13 protein-coding genes are annotated in these 14915 nt (G+C 64.2%); 7 read left to right on the forward strand and 6 right to left on the reverse strand.

The window, feature by feature from the left end; all coding sequences use genetic code 11:
- The first annotated feature begins 336 nt into the window (after positions 1-336).
- Both hutW and hutX read left to right on the forward strand, forming a co-directional pair.
- Positions 337-1725, forward strand: a complete 1389-nt coding sequence (gene hutW / locus CKO25_RS02410) for a heme anaerobic degradation radical SAM methyltransferase ChuW/HutW (RefSeq protein WP_200386283.1) — start codon at positions 337-339, stop codon at positions 1723-1725.
- The gene (gene hutX, locus CKO25_RS02415; protein ID WP_200386284.1) at positions 1722-2240 is read left to right on the forward strand and encodes a heme utilization cystosolic carrier protein HutX; all 519 of its coding nucleotides are present in this window, start codon (positions 1722-1724) and stop codon (positions 2238-2240) included. The genes hutW and hutX overlap by 4 nt, the downstream gene beginning before the upstream one ends.
- 93 nt (positions 2241-2333) lie before the next feature.
- Here the strand turns inward: hutX and CKO25_RS02420 are convergent, their stop codons facing one another.
- Positions 2334-3785 carry a glycosyltransferase gene (locus CKO25_RS02420; RefSeq protein WP_200386285.1) on the reverse strand — a complete coding sequence of 484 codons (1452 nt, stop codon included), beginning with the start codon at positions 3783-3785 and terminating at the stop codon, positions 2334-2336.
- A gap of 327 nt (positions 3786-4112) precedes the next feature.
- On the opposite strand from CKO25_RS02420, the gene CKO25_RS02425 reads away from it, so the two are divergent.
- A complete protein-coding gene (locus CKO25_RS02425) occupies positions 4113-5582 on the forward strand; it encodes a hypothetical protein (protein ID WP_200386286.1) in 1470 nt (489 codons plus the stop codon).
- A 31-nt stretch (positions 5583-5613) separates the two neighbouring features.
- On the opposite strand, the gene CKO25_RS02430 is transcribed toward CKO25_RS02425, so the two are convergent.
- On the reverse strand, positions 5614-7086 hold the full coding sequence (locus CKO25_RS02430; RefSeq protein ID WP_200386287.1) for a metallophosphoesterase family protein: 1473 nt from the start codon (positions 7084-7086) through the stop codon (positions 5614-5616).
- A gap of 162 nt (positions 7087-7248) precedes the next feature.
- On the opposite strand from CKO25_RS02430, the gene CKO25_RS02435 reads away from it, so the two are divergent.
- Positions 7249-8649, forward strand: a complete 1401-nt coding sequence (locus CKO25_RS02435; protein WP_200386288.1) for a methyl-accepting chemotaxis protein — start codon at positions 7249-7251, stop codon at positions 8647-8649.
- Here CKO25_RS02435 and CKO25_RS02440 read toward each other — a convergent pair.
- Together CKO25_RS02440 and CKO25_RS02445 are read right to left on the reverse strand one after the other, a co-directional pair.
- A complete protein-coding gene (locus CKO25_RS02440) occupies positions 8641-9129 on the reverse strand; it encodes a hypothetical protein (RefSeq protein WP_242467287.1) in 489 nt (162 codons plus the stop codon). The two genes, CKO25_RS02435 and CKO25_RS02440, sit on opposite strands and share 9 nt — an antisense overlap.
- A 35-nt stretch (positions 9130-9164) precedes the next feature.
- Positions 9165-9878: an SDR family NAD(P)-dependent oxidoreductase gene (locus CKO25_RS02445; protein WP_200386289.1), complete on the reverse strand. Its 714-nt coding sequence runs from the start codon at positions 9876-9878 to the stop codon at positions 9165-9167.
- Between the two features lie 390 nt (positions 9879-10268).
- Between CKO25_RS02445 and lapB the strand changes: the two genes are divergently transcribed.
- From lapB to galU, 3 genes are all read left to right on the forward strand, one after another.
- Positions 10269-11471 (forward strand): lipopolysaccharide assembly protein LapB, encoded by a 1203-nt coding sequence (gene lapB, locus CKO25_RS02450; protein WP_200386290.1) that lies wholly within the window; start codon positions 10269-10271, stop codon positions 11469-11471.
- Positions 11472-11509: 38 nt separating this feature from the next.
- Positions 11510-12208, forward strand: coding sequence for an orotidine-5'-phosphate decarboxylase (gene pyrF / locus CKO25_RS02455; protein ID WP_200386291.1), 699 nt, complete (start codon positions 11510-11512; stop codon positions 12206-12208).
- A gap of 160 nt (positions 12209-12368) precedes the next feature.
- A complete protein-coding gene (galU, locus tag CKO25_RS02460) occupies positions 12369-13244 on the forward strand; it encodes a UTP--glucose-1-phosphate uridylyltransferase GalU (RefSeq protein WP_200386292.1) in 876 nt (291 codons plus the stop codon).
- Positions 13245-13281: 37 nt separating this feature from the next.
- Here the strand turns inward: galU and gluQRS are convergent, their stop codons facing one another.
- Together gluQRS and dksA are read right to left on the reverse strand one after the other, a co-directional pair.
- Complete coding sequence (gene gluQRS, locus CKO25_RS02465) at positions 13282-14199, reverse strand: tRNA glutamyl-Q(34) synthetase GluQRS (protein WP_200386293.1); 918 nt, start codon at positions 14197-14199, stop codon at positions 13282-13284.
- Positions 14200-14270: 71 nt separating this feature from the next.
- A complete protein-coding gene (gene dksA / locus CKO25_RS02470; protein ID WP_200386294.1) occupies positions 14271-14705 on the reverse strand; it encodes an RNA polymerase-binding protein DksA in 435 nt (144 codons plus the stop codon).
- Positions 14706-14915: the final 210 nt, after the last annotated feature.

Here is a 14915-nt window from a genome sequence, read left to right on the forward strand (position 1 = left end):
GATCGGCCTCAGTGGCTGACACGTCGACACCCTATCTGAGGGTAGGGTAAAGATAATAATGATTCTCATTTGTAAGTCAAGGACAGAGATTGCGTGGGAATGCGAGAGCTGGGTGCTCGAAGGACCGCATGGGCTTGACATCGGCATGGCGGTTTGTGCAGGCTGCTTATCAACACGGAGCGACCGACTGTTCTCACTCGGCTCGCTGCGCTCCGAATCGCCAGCCTCGCGTTCACCGCGCCTTGCCAGCACGTCCTTTGAGCCCATCTCGCTTCCGATCTGACTCGCCCGTGGGGCGAAGACCTGGATGCGAGATCCGATCAGGCGATAGGCGGCATGAATGCGATGATCGATGTCACGGAATACTTCGCCCGCGTGTCCGGCGATCCGATCAAGGACGCCTTCGCGGCACGACGCCCCATGATGCCCTGGGCCACCAAGACACCGGTGCCCGACGAAGAGATCGGCGGCATTTGGCAAGGCTTGATCGAGGGCGTCGAGCCACCGCGTGACCGGCGTCTGGCCTATGTGCACATCCCTTTCTGCACCAATCATTGTCTTTTCTGCGGCTTCTATCGCCAGCGTCTGCACGACGGTGGCTCGGCCGCCTTCGTGGATCTGGTCGTTGAGGAGATCCAGCGCGAGGCGCAGGGCCCCGGCATCGCCGCTCGGCCCGTCCAGGCGGTCTATCTGGGGGGAGGCACACCGACCGCGCTTGACCCCGTCGACCTTCAACGCATCCTCGAGACCCTCTGCCGGCAGCTTCCGCTCGCACCAGACTGTGAGGTCACGGTCGAAGGGCGGGTCAAGGACTTCACTGCCGAGATGATCGATGCCTGTTTGGCCGGCGGCGCGAACCGCTTCTCGATCGGGGTGCAGACCTTCGCGACCCGGGTGCGCCGACGCCAGGGCCGTCAGGCCTCCGGAGCGCAGGTCGAACGTGTCGTCGGTGACCTGATCGCACGCGACGCCGCCACCGTGGTCCTCGACCTGATCTACGGGTTCCCAGACCAAACGCCGGCAATCTGGGCTGAGGATCTGCGGATCTGTCAGGCGCTCGGCCCAGATGGAGTGGATCTCTATGCGCTGCACCTCATCCCCAGCGCACCGCTGCGGCAGGCCGTCGGGCACGGCAAGATCCCCGCGCCAGCGGACCTGCCGCAACAGGGCGAGCTGTATCGGATCGGCGCCGACGCCTTGGACGAGTTGGGCTGGTGCCAGATCAGCAACAGCCATTGGGCACGCACGCAACGCGAGCGCAATCGTTACAACCGGCTGATTAAGCAAGGGGCAGACTGCCTCGCCTACGGTGCGGGCGCGGGCGGGTCGATCGGCCGATACCGCTACAGCCTGGTGGGCGATTTGGATCCTTACCGCGCGGCGATCCGGCGCGGTGATAAACCGCTTGGCACACTGCACGTCGCCGATGCGCTTGCGCCTCTGCGCGATCGGCTCGCTGGCGGCATCGAGGTCGGCTGCCTGGACCTGACGTGTCTCGAAACGGCGCAGGCGCCTGGGCTCCTGTCGGCCCTCGATCCGCTCTTCGATCAGTGGTCGCAGGCCGGCCTGCTGCGGCGCGACGGGTCCTTGATCCACTTGACGCGTGCGGGACGATTTTGGAGCCCTAATCTGCTGCGTGCCTTGAACGACATCTGCACATCACGCTCGGCCCTGGCCGAGTCCGACTGCCCGGATCCGATCCCGAATCGAGGAGAACCGACATGACCGCAACACCTGAGCTGACCCCGGTGCGCGCGGCGCTGGCCAAGCACCCTGGCGTCATCCTGGAGTCACTCGCGCGCCAGCATGGCGTTCCCTATCAAGCGGCCCTGGCGTGCCTCCCGGAGGACATGCAGACCCAAGTGCCCGGGAGTTGTTTCGGGGACGCGATGGCCGACCTAGCCGATTGGGGTGACCTGGTCGTCATCGTCCATACCGAGGATCTGGTGATGGAGGTCAAAGGACCGCTGCCGTCCGGTCGCTTTGGTTCCGGCTTCTACAACCTGGAGGCTGAAATGGGTCTGAGCGGCCACATCCGCGCCGAACGCTGCGGCGCTGTTGCCTTCGTGCGGCGCCCCTTCATGGGCAAGGACAGCGTCTCGGTGCAGTTCCTGAACCAGGAGGGCGGCTGCATGTTCAAGGTCTTTGTCGGACGCGATGCCGAGGGGCGCTTAAAACCTGAACAGGTCGAGCGTTGGGAGCAATTGCGCACACGGCTCGCGGCGACGAGATCGGCATGAAGGCGACGCGCGCGACGTCGCCCTGATCAATGGTGCCGTCCTGCAGCGGGCAGGGCTGGCCGCGATACGCGCGCTGGTCCCGAGTACATGGCGTCAGAATCCAGCGCCTGGCTGTTTGGAGAGGGCGCGTCCATCCAAAAACTGCAGGGTTCCCACGCCAAGCAGGCCACCAATGACCATGATCAGATAGAGGACCGCGACCGGCTCTTCCAACAGTGTGAAGCCCAAGAGGCCAAGTCCAGCACCCAGTTCCGGAAGCCCATGTGGCCAGTGCATCACCCGGCGCGGGCCGGCGGTGACCGCGCCTTTCGGGGTGCGCACAAAGGGACTGCGGTAACCGACCAGGGCCTCCAGGCCAGCGCGCGCGTTGGAGAGGAGCAGCCCGGTGGTCAGGAAGAGTGCACCCAGGACTTCGGTCGCCGTCACGCGGACTCCGGAGCGGAGGCCCGCAAGCGTCAGAAAACCGATGGGTGCCGCGAAGCCGAGGATCGAGGTGACGATCGCGACGCGGCTCAGCGCCTCGCCGGGCAGTGCCGTGCCGGCGATGAAGGGCAGACCCAAGATCACGCAGGCCGCGCCAATCAGGAAGGCCAGGGGTTGGCCGAGTTCGAAGCTGATCAGGATCTTCTGCCAGCGCGGCAGCACGGGGCTGGCCCAGATCATCGGCAGCAGTTTCACGAAGCACTGAGCGAATCCCTTGGTCCAGCGAAATTGCTGCGTGCGCCAGGCACGCACCGAGACGGGCAGCACGCCCGGGACCGGGAGATCCTTCATGAACCCGGAGTGCCAACCGCGCAGACGGGCCCGCAGACTCAGGTCCAGATCCTCGGTGAGGGTATCGCCTTGCCAGCCGCCGGCGTCATCGATTGCGCGGCGACGCCAGACACCGCAGGTTCCGTTGAAGGGGACCGGCAGACCCAGGCGCCAACGCGCCTCCTGCTCGACCTCAAAGTGTGCATCGAGCAGGCGCGCCTGGGTGCGGGTGAGCAGGCTGTCGTCCCGGTTGAGATGCGCCCAGCGGGCTTGAACGTAGGCAAGATCGGGCTGCGCGAGCAAGGGCGCGATGGCCTTGCGCAGGAAATCCGGCGGTGGCATGAAATCGGCGTCGAAGATGGCCACGAACGGCGCATCCGAACGCTCAAGGCCGGCCGCCAGTGCGCCGGCTTTGTAGGCGGTGCGCTTGATTCGATGCAGGAGCTCGATCTCGACGCCCTCGCAGCGCAGCTTGGCGACGGCCCGCTGGCTCAGTGACAGCGAACAGTCATCGGTGCTGTCGTCGAGCACCTGGATCTGTAGGCGGTCATGCGGCCACTCTTGGGCCATGACGGCCTCAAGGACGCGATCGACCAGTTCGCCCTCGTTGAAGAGCGGCAACTGAACCAGTACGTTTGGCCGTTGTTTGGGCGCGTACGTCGGCGCGACGAGTCGTCGAGACGGCATGAGCAGACGCGCGCACATCAAGCCGAGCAGGTTGAGTGAAGACAGTGCCAAAAGGATCAAGCCGAGCGTCAGGGACAGCTCGACAACGGGCTCCGCGGCGAGCATGGGACGTTGTCCGTAGGAACTGGATCGGTTGTTGGGATCGGCCGGCCGGCCGGTGGTGAAAGCGACGGGGCGCGTGGATCACAAAGCCCCCGGCAAGCACGTCTCGATTCGGATCGGGTGCGGATTTCTCGCGAACCACCCGTCGGATCGGCGGCTTCGTCTTGCGCGTGCGATAGAATAGAGCGCGCCGAATCACAACCGCAAGAGCCGCATTGCACGATGTGTCTCGATGGGTGCGTGAACCACCTTTGGGCGATCTTCCCGAAGCACTCAATGCTCCTGTTTCGGGCGGTTCAATGCCGCATCACCAGCTAACGGAGAGCCTCCGTGTCGATTGCACCACTCCTTGGCCCGGCGTTGGCGCGCGGACCCGCTGAACTGTCTGGTGAGGGCGGTGGCCCTCTCGAGAGGGTGCGCCGCGGAGCGGTCGATCTCGCCCTGCTCGCGGTGGTCTGCGCCTATCTCCTGACCGCTCTTGTGGGTCTGCCGCTGTTCCAGGATGGCGGCTGGTACTTCTTCAAGATCGCCACCACCGGGCAGGTGGAACTGCCCAATCTGCGCTACACGGCGGTGCTCCCGCAGCTCCCGGCGGCATGGGCCGCGTCACGGATCGCCGATCCGGTCCTGCTACGGCATCTGTTTGCGCTCGGCTATGTGGCCTTGCCGATCGCGTCGCTCCTGGCCTGCTGGGCCCTCGTGCGGCGCCGAGCGCCAGTGCTGTTCCTGTTCCCGCTGTTGTGGTTTCTCCTGAACCTGGTCAACTTCTCCGGCGTGTCGGAGCTGCTGTCCTGCCTCTATCTGACTTGGCCGCTGGTGCTGGCAATGCTGCTCGCGCCCGCGCGTCGTTGGGTCTGGCTGGCCGCCGCGATCGTGCCGCCCATGCTGGTTGCACTCCATCCATTAGCCTTCCTCCCGGCCTTCGCCCTGGCGCTGCTGGGCGCTGCGCTGGCCTGGCTGTTGCCGAACCTGCGGCGGATCTGGGGCGTGCTCGCGCTCTGGTCGTTGGGATCAGGGCTGTTGCGACTGGCGTGGACGCTCGTCGGCATGAACGACTACGAGCGGGGACGCCTCGAGACCGATTCCGCGATCAACTATCTGATGACCAACACCTGGGGCCAACACCTGTTGCTGATCGTGGTCTTGATGCTCGGGCTGACGCTCGGCGTCGGTCTGCTGCTGCGGGGCCGGGCGCAGGGTCTGATCCTCGGGTTCGCGCGCGTCCTTGCCGGGTTGGTGCCGGTGGTCGCGGTGCTCGTGAGTGTGGAGATCCTGAACGGGGAGGGCATCCAGCTTAAATCCGGGGTGACGTTCGTTGTTGGGCTGGCGCTGATGGGGCTGGTCTCGGCGCTGGTGTTGGCCCCGCCGCAACTCGGCTGGTTGCAACTGCCCCGCTGGGATCCCCGGTTGCGGGGCCGCACGAGCCTGGTCATGATCATCGCCGTCTCCATGGTCGTGCTTCTGCTCGCGAAGTCCGCGGCCTGGTGGACGGCCACCCGGGGCTTGCAGAACCTCCTGGCTGAGTCGCGGGACGACTGCATCCATCTGAGCGCATCGGAGCCCTTCGCGCTGCAGTGGCCCTGGATGCGGATCATCGACGATTGGGTCACGCCGATGAACGCACTGGCTTTCCGTCCGCGCCTGATCCTCGACGCCGAGCGCGGCATCGAGCCGATCCCCCTGCTGCTGCGTCATGATGGCTGCGCGGTCCTAAGCCAGACCGGCAAGGTTGAATTGGTCTCCTGGTACGTGCGCGACGTCCACAGCCTCGACCAACGCTTCGGACCGCTGAGGCGCTGATCGGTGGACTGGGCGATGAGCGCTAGGCGCTTCAGCGCATTTCGAATCCAGTCGTGGCGGATTCACGACGCTTGAGAATCCGCCTCACGGGTTCCGCTGGATAGACTAGTGAGACGAGGCGTTTGCGCACGCGGGTTACCAGCCCGACCCAACGCGCATCGCCGCTGTAGAGCCGATAGGGTTGGCGCGGTGCGACCAGGAGGTCGGTCGGAGGGGCCGCCCACGTCGTTGCGGCCCCGGCCATCAGCGCCGTTGCGTCATCGGCGAGCCCGAGGCGGCGAAACAGCCGCGTGAGGTCGCGTCGACTAGGTCGGTTGGGTGCGTGGTCGGCGAAGTCAGGGTGCGACGGCATCAGCTCGGCCCGTTCCGGATCGAGATCGACCAGCGACGGCAATCCACGCGCATCAATCGGGGGACTGCCATGGGCGGCGAGATAGTGACGCGTCGCGGCGATCACGGGGAGGCGTTGGTAGAAGGTGCGCATGGCATCCCGATAACCAGGTCCACGGGCCTGGTGGAGGGCATCCTCCCACAGTGATCCCTGGGGGAGTCCACCGCAGTTGAGCGCTTCGGAGAAACTGTCATGGCGACCTCGTAGATAGAAGACCCGCTCGGGGAAGCGCAGTTTGAGACGAAAGATGAGGTCCATCATCAGAATCGATGAGTCCATCTCCGCGGCCTGCGCGACCCGATCCGAATGGACCGCGCTGCCGAGGATGATCAGCATGGCACTGCCCTCTGCGAGTGCGTCGAGAAAGCCATTCTGGGTCAGGATGACGAGTAGATTGTCGACTTGCGCACGCAGTTCTCCAACGACGATCGGTGTGGGACGGTGCGGCAGCATCAAGAGGCCGCCCGGGTGGCCGCGGTCGTTTAAGGTGCGGTAGGGCTCCCGGGCCATCAGGTCGTTCACCTGCCGGATCAACTCCGCCGCGTCAGCGCGCGCTAAGGGTTCGATTGGCCCACCGAGCAGTTGGCCCAGGCGCTCGAGACCGCGCCAGCGCCAGCGCGCCATGCGCTCGCTGAGATCGCGCGCCGTGAGCGGGGCGACACAGGTGGGCGCCCGCGACTTGTTCTTGAGCGTGAGCCCGTTGGGGGTGAGTTTCAGACGCAGATGGCGAGCATCAACGCCGCGGGGGTAGTGCAGCAGGTGTTGCTGCAGCGGGTCCTCTCGCCCCAGCGTCAGGGCGTCACCTGGGTGAATGCGGATGAAGCCACTGATCTCGGAAAAGAAGGTCTGGGGGTCGACGAGTAAGTAGTCACCGCGATGCCCGAACTGTCCGGTGGCGTCTTGCACCAATTCGGGATAGAGATGAAGCCGGTAGCCTGGCGGGCCACCGAGGAGGATCTGCAATGGGAGCGGTGGCGCAGGCAGTGAAATGGCGGTCTTGCCCAGTCGCCGTGATCCGCGCAGATCGAGGTCCGAACACTCCGCGTGCTGACGTGTCCGGTCGCGAAACTGCCTGAGAAAATCTGAGTTCGGAGTGACAATCGGCGCGGGCATGCGTAGTCCTGTCGACGGGATCCTCTCGCCATTGTGACCAGACCTCCAACGGCCTGTCACAGGGCTGGCAGCAACCAGTCCCGAGGGGAGAGACGCGCGCAGCGCCACCGCACCGCTGCGATCGGTACGCTGGGTGCGAATTCTCGAACATGAGGGGTTGAGATGAAGACACTCACCAGTCGATTGCGGATCGGGGAAAAGATTGCGCTTGGCTTTGGTTTGGTCATTCTGATCTTCCTGGGTGTGATCCTGCACGATCAACGGACCCTGACGCGACTTGCGGCCGATTATGAACGCTTGCACCAGGTTTTCGGCGCACGTCAATCCTTTGCGTTTGGCATCGCACGCAACATGACTGCGATGCGGCAGGCGGAGGCGAGCTTCCGACTCCACCCCGAACTCACAGCGGCCATGGAGGTGGCAGCTTCTGGCCGTGGGCTTGCGGATGAGACGTTGGCATTGGGACGACTCGACTCGTCCTCGGCACGCACCGCCACAGAGATCCAGTGGCTCACCCGCGATTATCTGCTGCGCTTTGTGGCTCTCCTCGATGCCTGGGTGATCAGGGGGCTGGATGAGAACCGTGGCTTGCAGGGGCAGTTTCGGCACAGTGCCCATGCGCTGGAGGCGGCCGCAATGGGCTTGACGCGGGAGTCGTGGGATACAGCCGATGGGCTGGCGCTCGACATCCTGCAGTTGCGGCGTCGTGAAAAGGACTATCTGCTGCGCGGGGGCGATGACTATGTCGCGATGGTCGATCAGATCCTGGCGCAGCTCGCCCAACGACTCGACGAGATGAGGGTGCCGGAGATCCAGGGCATGCTCGCGGAGCGGTTGCGCACCTACGATGAATCTTTTCACGCCTTGGTCGAACAGAACCGTCGGATTGCAGTGCTGGGGCGGGAGATGGATGCCGCCGCCGCACGCATCACCCCACTGGTCGAGGCGAACCTCGAACTGGCCCGCGCCGAGCTGACGGCGATGACGGCGCGGTGGAGCGCGGACGCGCGCGCGCAGGGCCGGCTGAATCTTCTGATCGCGTTCGGGGCCACCGGCGCGGGCCTGATCTTCGCCGTGTGGATCAGCCTGCGACTTGCCCGGACGTTACGCCGTTTCGCGCGCCTGCTCGATCGCTTGGTCACGGAGACGCCAGGGGAGCGTATTCCCGTCACGCGTGGGGCGCGTGACGAGGTCGAGCTCATGGCCCGCTCACTGAACACCCTGGCTGATCATAAGGCGACCTTTGTTGATTGGTGGCGTGTCGCAATGCGCGAGGCGGTGGCTCTGCGTGATGTGAATCGGCTGACCGCCGGTGCACCCGCTCATGAAGAGCTCTTGGAATTACGCCAGGCGATCGCGGGGCGGGAGACTCTGATGAAGCAGTTTGGCGAGGATCTCGGGTTGCAACTCGCACGCGTCCAGACTGTCGTCGAACGTCTAGACTGTTCGCAGCGTCAGCGGCCATGGCTTGATCGACAGGATTGCGAGGTCCTGAGCGCGGCGGCGCTGCGTCTGGCGGTTCTGGCGCACATCCTCGAGGCGGACACGCCCGCTTCAGGGTAGCGCCTCGACGGTCCGCATCATCTCGTCATAGCGCGCGCGCAGTTGAGCGGGCAATTCCGAGTCCTTCACCCCGGCGCAACCACCGCGCTCACTGAGCATCTCCATGAACTCCCGTTGCAGTCGTTCCTGAACGCGACGGTAGTTGCGCTCCGGGAAGAGATCGTCCTGCACGCGCAGCACCGTGATCCGTTGCCGGCTGGCGATCAGCTTATTGAGGTTCTCGGTCCGCCGGTTGGATCCGTCGCTGCGGCAGCGAGCGTGATACAGATCGAGCGCGTAGGCAGCCTCGACCGCCTCAACCAAGATCGCCTGGGTTTGCTCGTCGAGTGGACGTGCGTGCGCCTCACCGGCGCCTGCGATGGTCAGCGCCGCGATCGCCAGATACAGCCATGTCGCTAGGAGCCCCGCGTGGGGATGCGGCCTTGAGTCCGGCATCTGTCGTTGCGTGCGGCGGGCGCTGGCGGTGTCTGTGTGCATCATCTGGCGACGATCCTGAGTTGCGTCCACGTGGCCTTTCAACTGCGACCATAGACCGGGATGGCGGCACCGGTCACGCCCCGCGCCGCCGCGGAAGACAAGAAGAGAATCACGTCCGCAATGGCGTCTAATGGGACCCAGGTTGCGTGGTTGGCATCCGGCATGGCCGCGCGATTCTGCGGCGTGTCGATGGTTCCGGGGAGGATGCAGTTCACCGTGATGCCCTGGTGCTTCAGCTCTTCCGACAGACTCTCGGTCAATGTGATCACGGCGGCCTTGGATGCGCAATAGGGCGCCATGTGACCCACACCATGCTTGGCCGCTCGCGCGGAAACGTTCAGGATTCGACCGCTACCGGACTCCAGCAACACCGGGATCACGGCACGGCAACAATTGAACAGACTGCGCAGATTCAGGTCCATCATGAAGTCCCACTGGGCATCCGTGGTCTCGTGTACCGCGGGTCCCATGTCAAACCCCCCGGCAATATTCGCGATCACATCGAGACGCTGGAATCGCTGCCTGACGGCCTCGACCATCGCCGAAACGGCGGTCGGATCCAGCAGATCGGTTGCGAAGATCTCGAACTGGCCGTCTTTAGGGAGGGTGTCGCGAGCCGCTTGCAGTGCCTGCTGATCCTTGTCCACCAGGGCGAGCCGCGCACCCTCGCGGGCGAAGGCGACCGCCGTCGCGCGTCCGAGATTTCCCGCGGCACCGGTGATAAATACAGTCTTGTCAGCGAATGCTTGCACGAGCCCGTCTCCTCTAGTCAGTTGGGTTGAGCCGTTGGGTGAACGTCTGGTCGAAGAGGTTGGGGTTTCGAGGATGATCGCCAAGGCGACGCTTGCGGATTCCGAGCGTGGTCCAGACCGTACGAGGGACCTGCCGTGCGGAAGGATCTCCGTATCGGACAGTGCGCACGCCGGAAGGGGTTTGAGTTGGAGCGGTTCCAAACTTGCCGAGACCTCCCGGGGTCCTATTCAAACCGATCCGGGTGATTCGGGCACCGTCATGCGAGCGGTCCGCCTTGTCTGTATACTTTGCGACGTGAGCCAATCAATGCACCTCAGACATCACGATGACCGGAACCTTGCCCGAGCGACCATGCCGGTTCTTGTCCATCCCCGCGCGCTGGAGGAACGGTGATCGAACTGCTGTTCCTGCTCTTACCGGTCGCCGCGGCGTCGGGCTGGTGGGTTGCGCAACGAGGAGCGCGGCGTCCGAGCGTACCCTTGCGTCCCACGCACCCAGCATTGCTGCGAGGATTGAACGATCTCCTCGCGGAGGAGCCGGACAAGGCGATCGACACCTTTCTCGAACTGGTCGAAGTGAACGACGATACCGTCGAAACCCACTTGGCGCTGGGCAATCTCTTTCGGCGTCGGGGTGAGGTTGATCGGGCGATCCGGATCCATCAAAACCTCATCGCTCACCAGCGGCTCGGTGCGGAACAACGAGGCGATGCCTTGTTCGAGCTCGGTCAGGATTATCTGCGCGCGGGACTGCTCGATCGCGCCGAGGCACTATTCGAGGAACTCGTTGGGTTGGGATTCCACCGTCAGCGGGCATTGGAGTCGCTGCGCGACATCTACGAACAAGAGCGCGATTGGGGCCGGTGCCTTGAGGTTGCGGAATTGCTTAAGCCGATCAGCGAGCAGCCCATGGCTGTTGCGATCGCGCAATATCACTGCGAACTCGCCGAAGAGGCGCGCCGCTCCGGAGATCCGCAGCGGGCGAAGCAGCATCTGGAGCAGGCGCGCGAGGCTGATCCCGAGTGTGTGCGCGCCACGATGCTCGAGGGCAACGCGGTGCTCGAGGACGGTGATCCCGAGCGGGCGCTGGAACTCTTCATGCACGTGGCGGCGCAGCGCGCATCCTATGTCCCCGAGATCCTGCCGGCCTTGATCGAGGCACTCCGCCGCATGGGGCGTCATGATTTGCCGGCGATCCTTGAGGATCTGGCGCAGCGTCACTCGAGCCCCGCCTTGGTGCTGAGTCTCAGCGATGTCGTGGCCGAGACGCGCGGGCGGGATGCCGCGATGGATCTGCTCACCGACTATCTGACGCGTTATGCTGACCTGGCGGCGCTTGAGCGTCTTCTGCAGTGGCTGGCCGAAGCTCACCCGGACGCTGATGAGCGCGCACGCCACCGGGCTGCGGTGGCACTGGAGGTCACCCGTCATCTCCTGGTACGCCAACCCGTCTACCAATGCGACCACTGTGGATTCCAGGCGCGCTCGCTGTTCTGGCAATGTCCGAGTTGTCGCTGCTGGGGGTGTGTCGTGCCCGTGCAACCCGAGCCGATCATCGGGGATGAGGTCTTGCACGAGCGGCGACTGGCCTGAACACTCGCCGGAGCATGCGAATCTTGAGGAAGACCGAGATGTCAGGAACCAAACCCATTATCGTGGCGCTCGATTTTTCTGACGAGTCGCTGGCCCTCGACCTGATCGAACGCCTTGACCCCTCCGCCTGCCGCGTCAAAGTTGGCAAAGAACTGTTCACGCGAGCCGGACCGGGCCTCGTCGAGGCCCTCCAGGTGCGTGGTTTCGAGGTGTTCCTCGATCTGAAATACCACGACATTCCCAATACGGTCGCGGGCGCCTGTGCCGTGGCGGCGGATCTGGGGGTCTGGATGGTGAATCTGCACATTATGGGCGGTGCACGCATGATTGCGGCGGCCCGGGAACGGCTCGAGCGCGTGACACGGCCTCCCTTGTTGGTCGGTGTGACCCTGTTGACGAGTCTGACCGGCGATGATTTGGCTGCGGTCGGATGTCCGGGCGATCCGCTCGAGCGTGTCCTGGCGCTCGCTGCCCTTGGTCATGCCGCGGGTCTCGACGGTATCGTCTGCTCGCCACGCGAGGCGGCTGCGGTGCGCGCGGTCGAGGGGGCCGGGTTTCGGTTGGTCACGCCTGGCATCAGACCCGCGGGAGGGGTTGCCGATGACCAGCGGCGGGTCATGACGCCGCGTGAGGCGTTGGCCGCCGGCGCCGACGATCTCGTCATCGGGCGGCCCATTACCGCGGCGGCTGATCCCTTGGCCGCGCTGCGCGCCATTGAGGCGGACTTGGCCGTGTGACGGCGCGCCGCGAAGGGATCTGAGGTCATGGCTGCTCCGTTCAGTGAACGGCTGCACCCTATGGGATACGTTTGACGGCTCGGTTACGGAGCATGGGTTCACGCCGGCGTGGATGCGGCGGCGTGGCCGAAGACTGGATTCAATCGGAGGAGATAGCGCGATGGCGAAAGTGCGAAAGGCCGTATTCCCGGTGGCCGGGCTTGGGACCCGGTTCTTGCCCGCGACCAAGGCGAGTCCCAAAGAAATGATGTCGGTGGTCGATAAGCCGTTGATTCAGTATGCTGCTGAAGAGGCCGAGGACGCCGGTATCACCCAGCTGGTCTTCATCACGGGTCGGAACAAGCGTTCGATCGAGGATCACTTCGATAAAGCCTATGAATTGGAGTCGGAACTGGCGGAGGCAGGCAAGCAACACCTGCTCAATATCGTTCAGAACGTCATGCCGCCGAGTGTGACCTGCATCTATGTGCGCCAAGCCGAGGCGCTTGGGCTGGGCCACGCGGTCTTGTGCGCCAAAGCCGTGGTCGGGGACGAGCCCTTCGTGGTGATCTTAGCCGATGACTTGATTCGCTCACACACCAAGGGCGTCGTCGAGCAGATGATCGATGTGTATGAGCGCTACGGCTGCAGCGTCTTGAGTGTCCAGGAGGTCGCACATGAGGACACCAATAAATACGGTATCGTGAAGGTCGAGCCGGGTCAGGATGGCGAAATGCGCGTCGTTGGGATCGTCGAAAAACCCGCCCCCGCGGATGCCCCGTCAAACTTGGCAGTGGTGGGTCGCTATCTCCTGACGCCGCGGATCTTCGAAAAGCTCGAGCAGACGCGCGCGGGAACCGGTGACGAGATCCAGTTAACAGATGCCATCGCGGCATTGCTCGCGGATGAGCCCGTGATTGCCTATCCGTTCGAGGGCAAGCGTTACGATTGTGGCAGCAAGCTCGGTTTTCTTGAGGCCAACGTCGAGTTTGGCCTGGCCCATCCTGAGGTTGGCGAACGCTTCTCGTCCTATCTGCGTGCCTTTAGCCAAGAGTGATGCCGGTCGCTGCCTCCGTGGTGGCGGACGCGCGCGGTCAGCCACCATGGTTGATGGCAGCTAAGGTCTGACGCGCGGGCACCTGATCGATGCGCCAGCGTGGGATGGCCCAACTCCAAAAGTCCGGCAGCGCGAGATCTCGGGGCGGTGGAGTCTGACCGAGGAGTGCCCAGACGCGACCTAAGCTGGGGTAGGGGTCGCGTGCATCCACTGGGGCGGCGGCCAGTGATTTACTCAGCTTACGTCCATGTTCGTCCAACAGCAGTGGGAGATGCGCATAGCTCGGCTGGGTGAACTGCAATGCGTGCTGGAGCATGATCTGGCGCGGGGTCGAGAGGAGCAGATCGGCGCCGCGCAAGATCTGATTGATCCCCTGCCAAGCGTCGTCGACGACCACCGCGAGCTGGTAGGCGTGCACGCCATCGGCACGTCTCAAGACGAAATCACCGACCGTCAGGCTGACATCCTGGGTCTGTGGCCCCTGGATTCGGTCGATGAAGGCAACGGCGCCAGACGGTGCACGAAAGCGTTCGGCCCGGGCGTGCTGCGCGGGCGATAAGCCGTCACGGCAGGTTCCGGGATAAATCGGCCCCTCGATCCCTGGCCTGCCCAGACGCGCGACTTGGGCTCGGGAGCAGGCGCAGGGGTAGGTGAGATTCTGCTTGGCAAGCCCGGCGAGCGCTGCGCGATAGGCCTCGGTTCGGTCACGTTGACGGATCAGGGTCTCATCCCAGAACAGCCCACAGGCCTCCAGAGTTCGTAAGATGTCGTCAGCCGCACCAGGGACCTCGCGCTGACGATCGAGATCCTCCATCCGCACCAACCAGACACCGTCGGCCGCGCGCGCATCCGCGAAGCTGGCCACCGCCGTCAAGAGTGACCCCAAATGCAAGGGGCCGGTTGGCGAAGGTGCGAACCGGCCGCGATACGGGGGGCACGCCAACGCCTGGGACATGGCTCCTGATCCGGGTCACGTCGGCCCGATTCCGGGTGCCGGGGTGGGCCCGCGCGGATCCGAGCGACGGCTCAGCCGCGTTGGCGCTCGCGGATCTCGTCGAGTGTTTTGCAATCGATGCAGAGCGTTGCCGTTGGACGCGCCTCGAGACGGCGAATGCCGATCTCGACCCCGCAGGCCTCGCAGTAGCCATACTCGTGCTCGCTGATGCGGACGAGCGCCTCGTCGATCTTCTTGATCAACTTTCGCTCGCGGTCCCGCGTCCGCAGCTCCAGGCTGAACTCCGACTCCTGTGTCGCACGGTCATTCGGATCCGGGAAGTTGGTCGCCTCATCCTGCATGTGATGCACGGTTCGATCGACTTCTTCCATGAGCGACTGCTTCCAGGCGATCAGGATCTCGCGAAAATGCGTCTCCTGTTCAGGACTCATATAGTCTTCATCGGGTCCGATGCGGTAAGGCTCGAATCCTCTCGTGCTGATCTGGCTCGTGTTCGCTTGGGCCATCTTCATCCTCTCGAAGGCTCTCATCATGAGTCGTCATGACCGGTCCAGAGGTCTGAGCCGGCGATGAAAAAGGGGCTTAAGTACCAGATCCTTGCTGGAGCGGCAACTGCAATCGGTGGCAACCGGCGCTTGGCCGTGTTCGCATCGCGTTTGAACCTCGATCTCGATCCTACCTCGATCCTACCAAGTCGGGATGCTACCGGGCGGTGG

Source organism: Thiocapsa imhoffii (assembly GCF_016583985.1).
GTDB lineage: Bacteria > Pseudomonadota > Gammaproteobacteria > Chromatiales > Chromatiaceae > Thiocapsa > Thiocapsa imhoffii.